The organism is Verrucomicrobiota bacterium (assembly GCA_037139415.1).
Taxonomy (GTDB): Bacteria; Verrucomicrobiota; Verrucomicrobiia; order Limisphaerales; family Fontisphaeraceae; genus JBAXGN01.
The window spans coordinates 19,387-33,112 of record JBAXGN010000080.1 but is presented as its reverse complement, the minus strand read 5'-3'; the positions used below and the strand labels follow the sequence as shown (position 1 = coordinate 33,112).

Here is a 13,726-nt window from a genome sequence, read left to right as displayed (position 1 = left end):
AAAACAACAAAAAACAAAACAAAAAAACATTTACACAATTATATTTACAAAACCTTAGTCAATCCTGAATGAATCCATTTTTCCACATTCTAAGTCACTTTTCGGTTCAATTAGGGTTTACTGAAAAACCTTATGGAATTGCCCTTGTTTGGGCGTGTCCTAAATGTCGCAAAAAGCAGTCATTTCAGCTAATTCAAAGAGATGCTGCCTTCAAAATATTAGGGGTTAAAATTGAAAGACCACACACAATGTTCGATTTGCGCTGTCTCGGGTGCAGCTACGATTTCAGCGCCTCCACTTCTGAACAGTTTTACTTGGAACAGATCATGTCGTTGACGGCTCTTTTGGAAGAGGGAAAACTAGGATATGAATCGTACCAAAAGGAACTCAGATCAATACCAGCCCGATTTCTTAAAGACTTCCTTGCTTTGACCGACGTATGGAAGTGCTCAGCATGCGGTGAAGAAAATCCCATTGGCTTTGGTTCCTGCTGGAATTGTCGTCGTCAAAATGAAAACAGTACTACTGCGATTGATAATGATGAAAAACGATTCCCTACCGGATTAACCGGGGGAAACCCGTGGGAATAATAGAAATTTTTATCACGTCGAATGATGATGGATGGAATATATCAAGCCAATGTGTCACGATAAGCAAAAGCCAGCGTGGTGGAATAAACCCATTGTCCAACCAGGGACAGCGTGGTGGAACCGGCCAATCGCTGGTGAGCAACCCTCACGATTCAGTCCAGAGGTTTGGAAAGCGGTGCAAGGGAATCTCGGTCTGCAGTTCGTGCTGATGTTATTGGCAAGTTTAATTCTGGATGGTGGTTTCATAGCTTCGATCGTTGGCTTTGCAGCGGGAGCCTGGTGGATTGCAGTTGCACCCATTCTCCTGCGCCGTCCCAAGACGACCAGCCGTGGTGAATTATTATTCCTGCGAATCGGCTTTGTCCTGTTTCTCCCGCTGAGTCTCATTTCCACGCCGCTGTGGGGCTGGCTGCGAGCGTTTCAGCGGTAAAAATGGCGAAAAACCTACATCCCCTGCCCTGTAAAAACGGTGTCGCGGAAGACATCTTGGGGAAAATCCGTCGAGAAGATGTTACGCCATTTTCATTATGCAATTGCACTTTCAATCGCAGCGGGCATAAAAAATCCCCGGAGCGAGGGAACACTCCGGGGAGATGAAAAAACGCGTGGGCGGGTTACACCGCGAGTTTGAAGGTTTTGAGCACCTTCATGTATTGGGCGCGCTCGAAGGCGCTGGGATCGGCACACTTGAGCTGGCTGACGCTACCCTGCATTTGGCGCACGGATTCGTATTCGTGCTCCTGCATCCAGAGTTGCATTTCACGTTCGACCACCTTGAGGTGCTCGATGCCGTGCTTCATCAGCGCGGAACAGAACATGGTGACGCGGGCACCCGCCATGAGCATTTTCAACACGTCCTGGGCGCTATGCACGCCACTGGTCGCGGCGAGATCGGCCTTGACGCGTCCGTAAAGCAGTGCGATCCAGCGCAGCGGGAGGCGGCGCGCCTGCGCGGTGCTGAGCAGCACGGTATTCTCCACTTCGAGCGTGGAGAGATTGATGTCCGGCTGGTAAAAGCGGTTGAAGAGCACCAGGCCGTTGACCCCGGCGTCATCCAGACGCTTGGCCATGTGGCCCACGCTGCTGAAGTATGGGCTTAGTTTGACAGCGAGCGGGATGTTGACTGCGGCACGCACCGTCTTGACGATGTCGAGATACCGCTTCTCCACCTGGGCACCGTCTTCGGTCACATCGGTGGGGATGTAATAGATATTCAGTTCCAAGGCGTCCGCGCCGGCCTTCTGAATCTGCTTGGCGTACTCAATCCAGCCACCGACGGACGCGCCGTTCAAGCTGGCGATGACGGGGATTTTCAACGCCTGTTTGGCCTTGATGATGTGCTCCAGGTATTCCTCCGGCCCGAATTTGAAGGTGCTGGGCTCGGGGAAATAACTGAGTGCTTCGGCGCTGATGCCATCGCCCTGATGCAGGCCGACATTGATATCATCCGCCTCAGCGCTCAATTGTTCCTCGAACAACGATTGCAGCACGACCGCGCCCGCGCCGTTGTCTTCCATTTTGCGCAGGTTGCCAATATCCTCGCTCAGCGGCGAGGCGGAAGGCACCAACGGGTTGCGCAGTTTCAGTCCCAGATAAGTGGTTGAGAGATCCATACGTTTTCTTGGTTAATAGATTCTTGAGTCACATTGTTTATACAGCGGGAGCGGCGGAGGCGCCTTCACCCTTGCGGGCGGCCATGTATGAGTACAACTGCCAGCGGGTATCTGCATCCTTCTGCGATTGATCCATGAAGCGCTTGGCGTCCTCCGGTTTGCTCTTGGTGAGCATCTTGAAGCGGACTTCCGACATGAGGAAATCCGAGACCTTGGACTTGGCGGCCTGGGAATCCAGTTGCAGCGGGTTCTCGCCGCGATCGGCGCGCCGTGGGTCATACCGGTAGAGCAGCCATTGGCCGGACTCAACCGCGAGCTTCTGCTGGCGAGCGCCAACGCCGCGATCCAGTTCGATGCCGTGGGCGATGCAATGGCTGTACGCGATGATCAGCGACGGTCCTTCATAGGATTCCGCCTCGATAAACGCGCGCAGGGTTTGTTCATCCTTGGCACCCATGGCCACACTGGCCACATAGACGTTGCCGTAGCTCATGGCGATGAGGCCCAGGTCCTTTTTGCGCAGCGGCTTGCCGCCCGCAGCAAACTTGGCCACCGCGCCACGCGGGGTGGACTTGGAGGCCTGACCACCGGTGTTGGAATACACTTCGGTGTCGAGCACGAGGAGATTGATGTCCCGGCCGCTGGCGATAACGTGATCCAAGCCGCCGTACCCGATGTCGTAGGCCCAACCGTCACCACCGATGCCCCACACGCTGCGGCGCACCAGGCTGTCAGCCACACCGCCGAGCATCAACGATTCGCTGGATTTGATGCCTTGCAGTTTTTGTTTCAAGGCAACCACGCGCTCGCGTTGATCGTAAATGCCGGCTTCATCGCGCTGATTGGCGTTGAGGATGCCAGTCGCCAGATCGTCGCCGATCTGCGGGGCCAGCTTCTTCACGAGTTCACGGGCGAATTCGGCCTGTTTGTCAATGGACAACCGGAAGCCGAGGGTAAATTCGGCGCAGTCTTCAAACAGCGAGTTATTCCACGTCGGACCGCGACCGTTATGATCCATCGCATACGGAGTCGTGGGCAAATTACCACCATAAATGGAGGAGCAACCGGTGGCGTTACCCGCCACAATGCGATCGCCAAACAACTGGGTGAGCAGCTTGAGATACGGGGTTTCACCGCAGCCCGCGCAAGCACCGGAGAACTCGAACAGCGGACGCATGACCTGCTGCTGGCGCAACTGGCCGACCTTCACCTTGCGGCGATCCATGTCCGGAATCGAAAGGAAGAAGTTGTAGTTGTCGCGTTCCGCGAGGCGCAACGGGGCCTGAGGCTGCATGTTGATGGCCTTAAGCTTGGCCTCGGTCTTATTCTTGGCAGGACAGACTTCGATGCACAACATACACCCGGTGCAATCTTCGGCGGCGACTTGCAGCGACCACTTCATGCCTTTCCACTCTGGGGCGCGGGCATCGGTACACTTGAAGGTGGCCGGAGCGCCCTGCAACTGCTGGGGCTCGTAGGCCTTCATGCGGATGGCCGCGTGCGGGCAGATGACCACGCACTTGGCGCATTGGATACAGGTCTTCTCGTCCCATACGGGAATCTCGATGGCCAAGTTGCGTTTTTCGTACTGCGCGGTGGCGGTCGGGAAGGTGCCATCCACGCTAAAGGCGCTGACCGGCAGGGCATCGCCATCATTACCGTAAATGCGACCAAGGACTTCCTTGACATAGGTCGGAGCGTTGGCTGTAACCGGCGGCGGCAATTCCATGGTGCTGGTGACCTGCGCTGGCACCGCCACTTCGAACAGGTTGGCGAGAGTTTGATCCACCGCCGCGATGTTCTTTTTGACGACTTCTTCACCCTTGCGTCCGTAGGTCTTTTTGATCGTGTATTTGATCTGGCTAATGGCCTCTTCGCGCGGCAACACACCGGACAAGGCAAAGAAGCAGGTTTGCATGATGGTGTTGATGCGTCCGCCCATGCCGGTATCGCGGGCCACCTGGAGCGCATCAATCACGTAGAACTTGGCCTTCTTCTGAATCAGACTGGCCTGCACAGGGCGAGGCAGCGTTGCCCAGATTTGTTCCTTGGAATGCGCGGTGTTGAGGAGGAACGTGCCGCCCGTAACCAACTGCTTGAGCATGTCGTACCGTTCGAGGAAGATCGGTTGGTGACAGGCCACGAAGTTAGCCTGGGTTACCAAGTAAGTCGCACGGATCGGCGCGGGGCCAAAGCGCAAATGCGAGATCGTGACCGCCCCGGCTTTCTTCGAGTCATACACGAAGTAACCTTGAGCGTAGTTCGGAGTATTTTCGCCGATGATCTTGATCGAATTCTTGTTGGCGCCGACCGTGCCGTCTGAACCCAGGCCGTAGAACATGGCACGAACAACCTTTTCGGATTCCGTGGAGAAATCGGGATCGTAGGGCAAGCTGTGGCCAGTAACGTCGTCTTCGATACCAACGGTGAAATGATTCTTGGGTTGGGCGGCAGCGAGGTTATCAAATACCGCCTTGACCATCGTCGGGGTGAATTCCTTGGAGGATAACCCATAACGGCCGCCGAGGACCTTTGGCATGGTTTTAAGATTGCCTTGGCCATTGGCGATACCTTCGACCAACGCGGTCAACACGTCCTGGTACAGCGGTTCGCCAGAGGAACCGGGTTCCTTGGTGCGATCCAGCACCGCGATGCTCTTGACGGAGGCCGGGATGGCTTCCAGAAAACGCTTGGTGTCAAACGGACGATACAGGCGCACCTTCAACACGCCGACTTTCGCGCCTTTGGCATTCAGGTAATCCACCGTTTCATGCGCGGTTTCGCAGCCGGAACCCATCAGCACCACGATGCGGTCGGCATCCAGCGCGCCTTCATATTGGAACAGTTGATACTTGCGGCTCGTAATCTGGGCGAACTTGTCCATCTGCTTCTGGGTGATATCCGGACAGGCATCATAGAAGGGATTGCAGCGTTCACGGGCCTGGAAGAACACGTCCGGGTTCTGGGCGGTGCCGCGCAGCACGGGATGATCGGGGCTCATGGCGCGCTGGCGATGCGCCACCACATGATCTTCGTTGATCATGGCGCGCATATCTTCCTCGGTCACCATGGTGATCTTGGAAACTTCATGCGAGGTGCGAAAACCGTCGAAATAATGCATGAACGGCACGCGCGATTCCAAGGTGGACGCCTGGGCAATGAGCGCGAAGTCCATGGCTTCCTGAACGGAGGCCGAGCTGAACAGGGCGAAACCGGTGGTACGGGCCATCATCACGTCGCTATGATCGCCGAAGATGGACAGCGCGTGGGAGGCCAGAGCGCGGGCGGTGATGTGGAAGACGGTGGGCGTCAGTTCGCCCGCGATCTTGTACATGTTGGGGACCTTGAGGAACAACCCTTGCGAGGCGGTAAAGGTGCAGGTCAGCGCGCCGGTTTGCAACGAACCATGCACCGCACCGGCTGCGCCGGCCTCGCTCTGCATTTCGGCCACGGAAGGGATCGAGCCCCAAAGGTTTTTGACGCCTTCCGACGCCCATTGGTCAAACCATTCACCCATGTTGGATGAGGGAGTAATGGGGTAAATGGCGGCGACTTCGTTGCAACGATAGGCGACGTATGCCACCGCTTCGTTGCCGTCCAAGGTTATCATCGGTCTGCTCATGAATGTTCCTGTTTTTTTACCAGCGTATGTCTGTTATAAATTCGACTGTTTGATGCGCACAAAACCACCCACGCCCAAGGTGATTGTCCAAAAAATGTCCAACCGCCACTTTACATGGAACCAGCGCTTTCATGCACACTTCCAGAGTAGTAAAGACCAGTCTGCCCCGCACGCCCAACCCTGCTTTGTCTATTTCTTAACAAAATTTGTCTATTCGCAGGAAATACGATGGTTCCCGGCGCAAAGCAGGATTCTCATCCTCCCAATACCCCCTCATCCCATCCTTCTCCCCCACGGGGGCGAAGATGCCCGCAGGTAAAGAGCGAAATCAGATTTCGGGGAAATCTCACCCTTGAGCCAGTCCATCCAGATAGCTCTGCAAAAGAATGGCAGCAGCGGTCTTATCCACCTTCTCCTTGCGCTTGGAACGGCGGACGTCAGCCTCAATGAGAAATCGGTTCGCCTGGGTGGAGGTCAGGCGTTCGTCCCAAGTCTTGATCGGGATGGTGATGGCGTCTTTTAATACCGCCACAAATGCCTGAACTTTCAGCGTTGCCGGTCCGTAGCTGCCATCCATATTGCGCGGCATGCCCACCAGAATCAGTTCCACTTCCTTTTCCCGAATTAATTCCTTGATGCGGGCGAGTAGGTTCGCAAACGGTTCCGCCGGGATGAACTCCAAGGGGGAAGCAATCATCTTCAGTTCGTCGCTGAGGGCGACGCCGACGCGAACGGTTCCGTGATCCAATGCAAGAATGCGCATAATCGGTTATAGAGTGGCCATGACTTTGCGGGCGGCGCGCACGGTTTTCTCAATATCTTCCAGCGTATGGGCGGCAGACAGGAAGCCGGCCTCGAACTGGGACGGTGCCAAGTAAACGCCTTCCTCCAGCATGCCGCGGAAGTAGCGGGCAAACCGGTCCCGGTCGCTGTGCATGGCATCGGCCAGGTTATGCACCGGGGAGGCGCAGAAGTAGCCGCAGAACATGGAGCCGCAGGCGTTGAACTGCACGGGCACGCCCGCACTTTTCGCGGCCTCGCGCAAGCCGGCTTCGAGTTGCCGTGATTTCTCCTCCAGTTGCTGGTAAACCGTACCGTCCTGTAATTCCTCCAGAGCAGCAATCCCGGCAGCCATCGCAAGGGGATTACCGCTGAGGGTTCCCGCTTGATAGACGGGCCCCAACGGAGCCAGGTAATCCATGATGTCCGCCCGTCCGCCGAATGCGCCCACGGGCAAGCCGCCGCCGATAATTTTTCCGAAGCAGGACAGGTCGGGTTTGATGCCAAAACGCTGTTGCGCTCCGCCGAACGCCAACCGGAAGCCAGTCATCACTTCATCGAAAACCAGCAAGCTCCCCTGCTCTGCCGTGATTTGGCGGAGGAATTCCAGATAACCCGGACGGGGCAAATAGAGCCCCGCATTGCCCGGCACCGGTTCAACGATGATACCAGCCACTTGCCCGACATTCGCGGCAAACGCGGCTTTCACCGCGTCCACATCATTATAGGGCAACACGATCGTGTGCTGAGTAAAGGCGGCGGGCACCCCGGCGCTATCCGGATGGCCAAACGTCAGCGCACCAGAACCGGCCTTGACCAGTAACGAATCCGCATGGCCATGGTAGCAGCCATCAAACTTGATGATCTTATCGCGGCGGGTAAACCCGCGCGCCAGCCGGATCGCCGACATGCAGGCTTCCGTGCCGGAGTTGCACATGCGGACTTTCTGAACACTGGGAATCCCCGAGGTGATCAGTTTCGCCATGGTGACCTCCAGCGGGTTCGGTATCCCAAAGCTCGTGCCGTTTTCAGCCGTCTTTTGCACGGCGGCGATAATCTTGGGATACGCATGCCCCAGGATGGCCGGCCCCCATGTGCCGACGTAATCCACGTATTCATTACCATCCACGTCGAAAACGTGCGCTGCCTTCGCGCGGTTCACAAAGAACGGTTTGCCACCCACCGCGCGAAACGCGCGCACGGGGGAATTGACACCGCCGGGAATGTAACGGAGCGCCTCAGCGAACAGCGCTTCAGATTTGGCATGTGAGATCATAGATTGGGAATAGTTCAGTTTTATGCGGTACGGTGATCAGGAACGTTATATCTCCCGGTATTTATTGGCGATGGGAACGCGGCGTCCGACGCCGAACGCCTTGGTAGTTACCTTCAATCCGGGCGCGGCTTGGCGGCGTTTGTACTCGCTGATGTCAATCAGCTTCAGCACCCGCTTAACGTCCGCCTCAGCAAAGCCCGAGGCCAGGATTTCCGCCGCCGACTTGCCCTGCACAACGTACATTTCCAGGATCGCGTCCAGCACTTCATACGGCGGCAGCGAATCCTGGTCCGTCTGGTTTGGGCGCAACTCGGCAGACGGCGGTTTGGTGATGGAATCCAGCGGGATGATTTCGCGCTCGCGATTAATCCAGCGGGAAAGGCGATACACCATCTGCTTGGGCACATCGTTGATGACCGACAATCCCCCGCACATATCGCCGTACAGCGTGCAGTAACCCACCGCCGTTTCACTTTTATTGCCGGTGGTCAGCAGGAGCGCTCCGAACTTGTTGGAAATCGCCATCAACATGACGCCGCGCAGGCGGGCCTGAATATTTTCCTCGGTGACATCCTCGGCTCGCCCGGCGAAGACGTCCTTCAACTGCCCTTTGGCCGCGAGGAACGCCGGTTGGATCGGAATCACGTCGTATTGAATGCCGAGATTCTGTGCCAGCACGCGGGCGTCGTCCAAACTCCCTTGGGACGAATACTGTGAGGGCAACGAGAACCCGCGCACATTTTCCCGGCCAAGCGCCGTCACCGCCAAGCAGGCGGTCAGCGCGGAATCAATCCCGCCGCTCAAACCCAACACGGCGGACTTGAACCCGCATTTGTGCAAGTAATCGCGCAAACCCAGCACCAGTGCGTCATGCACCAATTGCTCCGCCACCGGCACGTTAAAGGCAATCGCGGGGGCTTGGGCAATATCCACCACCAGAAAGTCTTCCTGGAAACTGGCACCCTGCGCGACCAACCGGCCTGCGCCGTTAAACACCAGGCTATCTCCGTCAAAGACCAACTCGTCATTGCCGCCGATCAAATTACAATAGGCGACCGGGATCTGAATCTTATCCGCCAGACTCCGGATCATTTCGTAGCGAGTCTGATTCTTCCCAAGGTTCCAGGGGGAAGCCGAGCAATTGAAAATGATCTCCGCGCCAGCCTCGGCCAGTTCCACCGCCGGGTTGCGGCGATAACGGCGGTCCTGCCAGAAATCCTCATCGTTCCAGACATCCTCGCAAATCGTCAGGCCGACCAGGCGGCCATTGAACGAGACCGGCGTATTATCATGGGCCGGCTCGAAATAACGATCCTCATCAAAGACATCATAGGTGGGCAGCAGCATCTTGCCGCGCGTGGCCAGCACCTGCCCATGCTGCAACAGCGCGACGCTATTGGTGGCCTCGCGGCCCGGGCGCTTCTCATGTTTCCCCACAAAACCCACGATCAATCCGGTCTTGCCGGTGGCGGTGGCCAAGGTCTGAAGTAGTTCCAGGTTCTTCTCCACGAACTGCCGCCGGCCCAGCAAGTCGCGCGGCGGATAGCCGGTGGTCGCCAATTCGGGAAAGACCACCACCTCCACGCCTGCCTCCACGCCACGGCGATAGGCGGCGAGGATTTTCTGCTGGTTCCCCGCAAAGTCGCCCACCGTCGTATTAATTTGAGCAATCGCGATTTTCATAGCTCGCGGCCTATTGTCCATAGCCGATGGCAAACGTCAATCAAATGGAGCAGTGGGGAAAGCAGCAGTAGGTGAGTCATTCACAGGTATCAGTGACTCGTTGATCTTTGCGGTTTTGCTATTTGCCCCCGGTGGGCATCATGGTACGCTACCGCGGCAATGGATTTGACTGAAATGAGTTGTCCGATTCCTAAATCGGAGTATCCGCAGGTGCTGCTGGCGCATGGCGGCGGCGGCAAGCTTTCGCATCATTTAATCGAAAAGATGTTCCTGCCCGCGTTCGACAACCCGGCGCTGGATCGCCGCCAAGACGGCGCGGTGCTGGATTTGAATGGTGTACGGGTTGCCTTTTCCACGGATTCATACGTGGTGCGTCCAATCTTTTTTCCAGGGGGCGACATTGGGCAACTGGCCATCCATGGTACGGTAAATGATCTGGCCATGTGCGGTGCCCGCCCGAAATACCTGAGCGCCGGCGTCATCCTGGAAGAGGGGTTCCCCATGGAGACCCTGTGGCGCGTGGTGCAATCCATGCGACAGGCTGCCTTGAACTCCGGGGTGCAATTGGTCACCGGCGACACCAAGGTGGTGGACAAAGGCAAGGGGGACGGCATTTACATCAACACCGCCGGCATCGGCATCGTCGAGACGCCGCTGACTATCGCACCTTCCAGCGTCAAGCCTGGAGATGTCATTCTGCTGAATGGCGATCTGGGACGGCACGGCATTGCGATCATGGCGGTGCGCGAGGGATTGGCCTTCGAGACGACGATTGAAAGCGACACCGCCCCGCTGGGCGAACTGGTGATGCAACTGCTCGATGCCAAGATCGAACTGCATTGTCTGCGTGACCTGACGCGCGGCGGGATGGCCAGCGGCCTGATCGAAATCGCCGAGGCTGCCGGGCTGGACATGCAGATCGAGGAAACGGCCATTCCAGTGCGTGAGGATGTGCGCGGAGCGTGTGAAATTCTGGGCTTTGACCCGTTGTATGTGGCGAATGAAGGCCGGATGGTCTTGTTCGTGCCTGAAAGCCAAGCGGACGCCGCGCTGGCGGTGATGCGCGCGCATCCCCACGGACGGGAGGCCTGCGTGGCCGGACGCGTGACGCAAACCGGACGCGGACGGGTCCACTTGCGCAGCCGGATTGGCGCACTGCGAGTCGTGGATATGCTCAGCGGAGAGCAATTACCAAGAATCTGCTAACCCGATTTCAGAGCCGCCGGTAACTATTATGGGGCTGAATATGTGTACTTATGGCATCCTCTGGCGGCGAGAGCCGAAATTCGCGCACACGAAATTCAAAGAAGCATAAGAATGCGACACTTTCTCTCGAACATTGCCAATTTTCAGCGTTATACGCGCTTGGCCGCAGTATTGTTATTAGTCACGTCCGTCATCCATGCGGCGGACAAGCCCACCCCGACAAAAGCCAAAAGCAAACCCGTGAGACCCACCGATCTGCCGGCGGGGTTGACCGTGAAGGAAGCGCCGCGCAATTGGGGTGACACCTTTCTGCCAAAATCCAAGCCGCCGGCCCGGGAGGCGCTGGCAGTATCGCTGAACGGATTGAAATCCGATGAGCGGGTGGCGCTCACCTGTTTGCAGGGGTTGGTGGCGCGGGAACAGCCGCGCCTGTGGCTGATCCGCAACAACGAGGATCCCTTCTGGATGGATTGGCACAAGGCCAAGGGACACGTGGACCGGATTGAGACCGTCACCAACTGGCCCGTGCTGTTTCAGCAGTTCGGCGCGGCGGTGAAGGGGGCGGTGATCCCGGATGAGCAGCTCTTTCGCGGCGATCTGCTGGCAGTGAATGTCGCGGCGTGTGACGATTTGATTGTCGCTTCGCCGAAACTGGCAGCCCGGCTGGGCCTGCCCGTGAAAGTGGATTTGCGCGGACGCTTCAAGACATACGCCGAGGGCCTGCAATGGCTGTGGGATAACTACAAAGGCAAGCTGAACCCGCACCTCTGCGATTTCCGGCATCCCGGGCTGCTGCGGTTCGGCACCTTCGACTACGGGTACCAATGGCGGGCGCTGATGTTCTGGGTGGCCGGGGCCGAGGAGGAAGCCAAGCCCGGCGCGGACCGGCTGGCGGAGCATCGGCTGATGGCCAGGATTCTCTCCGAGCTACCGGTGAACGGGGTGTGCGTCGGCTTTCCGGCGCATGGCAAAGGTGAGGGCATGGGCGAACCGCCTGGGGTGGAATTGCTGAGCCGCTACGGAAAGTCGCTGGTTTGCAATAATCATGGCGGCAACTACTCGATGTTAAGCGGCTTTCGGGTTGAACGGCTGGAACCACCCAAGGCACCGCCCGCCCCCGCGCTGGCGTGCGACAAGATGTATATCGCGCTGGCCATGTCCGACGGCGACAACCAGATTCTCTGGCCGCGATTTTACCGGGGGTATTTTGAGCATGCCGCCTTTGGTAAGTTCCCGCTGGCATTCGGGATGGGGCCGGCGATTCGGGAGTTGCAGCCCGGGCTTGCCCAGTGGTATTTCGAGCATGCCACGCCGGCCACGGAATTTTTTGCCGATGTCTCCGGGGCCGGTTACATGCAGCCGGATCATTACGCGGAGGCGTATGTGGACCGCGAAAAAGTGTGGTCCGGCTACCTCGAATGGACGCGGCGGCTGATGGAGCCCCTGGGTCAGCGCACCATCCGCACGGTCGGGGGCAGCGATGAGAACGTCACTCGCTTTGCCAGTGCCCTGCCCTTCTGCCACAGCATGTTTGCCGATATGGGGCGGTACTCCGGGCGCTCGGGAATCACCAACCTGACGTACTCGCTCCCATCGGGGATGCCGGTCTTTCGCTCAGTGACGAGTTGGCGCTACGGCAAGGAAGGGTTTCTGCGGGAAATTCGGGAGCAGGTCGGCGCACAACGTCCGGCCTTTGTGAACGGATTTGTCCACTGCTGGACTTTCAATATGGATGACCTGGCGCGCATTTACGAACAGCGCGACCCGGACATGGTGTTCGTCACGCCCTCGCAACTGGCGCAGCTTTATCGTGAGGCGAAAGCCAGGCATTGGTAACCAAACTTGAAAGGACCGAATATGAAACGAAGCATCGTATAACGAACCTGCACGAGGACCGGCTGGCGGCCAATAAGACGCCTGGTTCCGCAGAAACCAGTGTGCAGGATAAGAAGGGGAATGAGAGGTAAGCGGGTTGGGCTAAATCCGAAACCACAGTCTGCTCATGATTGTTTGGGCCGGATTTTCCCTTGCAACAAATCGTCGAGTTTCGAAGTTACATTCAGTTCTTTGGCCCAACGATGCAGGTAAGCCAGATCAAGTGTATCGTTTTGAATGGCCACAACTCCAGCAGCATCACCCAATTGACGATCAGAGGGGCTGATCTGATTCCAAAAGAGCTTGTGTAAAATCACATCTTCGGGTGTGGCGATCCAAGCTGGCTCCTTACTCCAACAGGTCACGTTCGGTTATCATTGCCGTACCAATTGCAGGCGTTTAATCAAAAATCCATCGACTTCCTCCGGGGTGGCATCGGGCTTTTGACGACGGATACCTTCCCGGGCAAGATCGCATGCCAGTTCGTGCAAACGCAATGCAATGTCGAGGCGCTCTTCCCCCGTCATTTGCCGATATCGTTCAATCTGTTTTGCCAATGCCGCTTCAGGTGTCATCGCCAACTAATCTAGCCCACTTTTAAGGTGCAGCGCAAGTTTTCAGGGGAGGTTGTGATTTAAACCGCAATCCGAGGCCGGACCACCCGTTTATTTCTTCTCCCGGTTCCGTCCCGAGCTGCCAACCCCAAGGCGGCAGCGTAACGACTCATCGTAATTCCAGTGAGCGCATGGCTGGGAACCTATTCCGGGCGAGCCAAACGGTCAAAACCACTTTCCACCCCATGAGACACGTGTTCCATGGGCCGAGACACGTGTTCCATGGGCCGAGACACGTGTTCCATGGGCCGAGACACGTGTTCCATGGGCCGAGACACGTGTTTCATGGGCCGGGAGCGTGTTCCATCCGGCGGAACACGTGTCCCAACCGGTGAGACACGTGTCTCATGCGACGGAACACATGTTCCATGCCCCGGAACTTTGTCCCATCCGACGGAACACGTGTTCCGCCGCTCGGAACAAAGTGCCCAACCACCCGTTTTCGGGCCTACCGGGACCGTTTCCTT

Annotated in this window: 11 protein-coding genes; 4 read left to right on the top strand and 7 right to left on the bottom strand. The window is 57.2% G+C overall.

Annotated features, from left to right (window positions below; translation table 11 throughout):
• Nucleotides 1-68: 68 nt before the first annotated feature.
• Both WCO56_15175 and WCO56_15170 read left to right on the top strand, forming a co-directional pair.
• Nucleotides 69-590, top strand: coding sequence for a hypothetical protein (locus WCO56_15175; GenBank protein ID MEI7730915.1), 522 nt, complete (start codon nt 69-71; stop codon nt 588-590).
• 175 nt (nt 591-765) lie between these two features.
• On the top strand, nt 766-1,020 hold the full coding sequence (locus WCO56_15170) for a hypothetical protein (GenBank protein ID MEI7730914.1): 255 nt from the start codon (nt 766-768) through the stop codon (nt 1,018-1,020).
• 184 nt (nt 1,021-1,204) lie between these two features.
• On the opposite strand, the gene WCO56_15165 is transcribed toward WCO56_15170, so the two are convergent.
• From WCO56_15165 to WCO56_15145, 5 genes are all read right to left on the bottom strand, one after another.
• Nucleotides 1,205-2,203 carry a dihydroorotate dehydrogenase-like protein gene (locus tag WCO56_15165; GenBank protein ID MEI7730913.1) on the bottom strand — a complete coding sequence of 333 codons (999 nt, stop codon included), beginning with the start codon at nt 2,201-2,203 and terminating at the stop codon, nt 1,205-1,207.
• Nucleotides 2,204-2,240: 37 nt separating this feature from the next.
• Nucleotides 2,241-5,825 (bottom strand): pyruvate:ferredoxin (flavodoxin) oxidoreductase, encoded by a 3,585-nt coding sequence (gene nifJ / locus WCO56_15160; GenBank protein MEI7730912.1) that lies wholly within the window; start codon nt 5,823-5,825, stop codon nt 2,241-2,243.
• A 346-nt stretch (nt 5,826-6,171) separates the two neighbouring features.
• Complete coding sequence (gene ruvX / locus WCO56_15155; protein ID MEI7730911.1) at nt 6,172-6,588, bottom strand: Holliday junction resolvase RuvX; 417 nt, start codon at nt 6,586-6,588, stop codon at nt 6,172-6,174.
• A 6-nt stretch (nt 6,589-6,594) separates the two neighbouring features.
• The gene (hemL, locus tag WCO56_15150) at nt 6,595-7,881 is read right to left on the bottom strand and encodes a glutamate-1-semialdehyde 2,1-aminomutase (GenBank protein MEI7730910.1); all 1,287 of its coding nucleotides are present in this window, start codon (nt 7,879-7,881) and stop codon (nt 6,595-6,597) included.
• Between the two features lie 45 nt (nt 7,882-7,926).
• A complete protein-coding gene (locus WCO56_15145; protein MEI7730909.1) occupies nt 7,927-9,564 on the bottom strand; it encodes an NAD+ synthase in 1,638 nt (545 codons plus the stop codon).
• A 174-nt stretch (nt 9,565-9,738) separates the two neighbouring features.
• On the opposite strand from WCO56_15145, the gene hypE reads away from it, so the two are divergent.
• Entirely contained in the window at nt 9,739-10,770 is a 1,032-nt protein-coding gene (gene hypE, locus WCO56_15140) for a hydrogenase expression/formation protein HypE (protein ID MEI7730908.1), read from the top strand.
• Nucleotides 10,771-10,881: 111 nt separating this feature from the next.
• A complete protein-coding gene (locus WCO56_15135; GenBank protein ID MEI7730907.1) occupies nt 10,882-12,606 on the top strand; it encodes a GxGYxYP domain-containing protein in 1,725 nt (574 codons plus the stop codon).
• A 164-nt stretch (nt 12,607-12,770) separates the two neighbouring features.
• Here the strand turns inward: WCO56_15135 and WCO56_15130 are convergent, their stop codons facing one another.
• Nucleotides 12,771-13,010, bottom strand: a complete 240-nt coding sequence (locus tag WCO56_15130) for a hypothetical protein (protein MEI7730906.1) — start codon at nt 13,008-13,010, stop codon at nt 12,771-12,773.
• A gap of 9 nt (nt 13,011-13,019) precedes the next feature.
• A complete protein-coding gene (locus WCO56_15125) occupies nt 13,020-13,220 on the bottom strand; it encodes a hypothetical protein (GenBank protein ID MEI7730905.1) in 201 nt (66 codons plus the stop codon).
• Between the last annotated feature and the right edge of the window lie 506 nt (nt 13,221-13,726).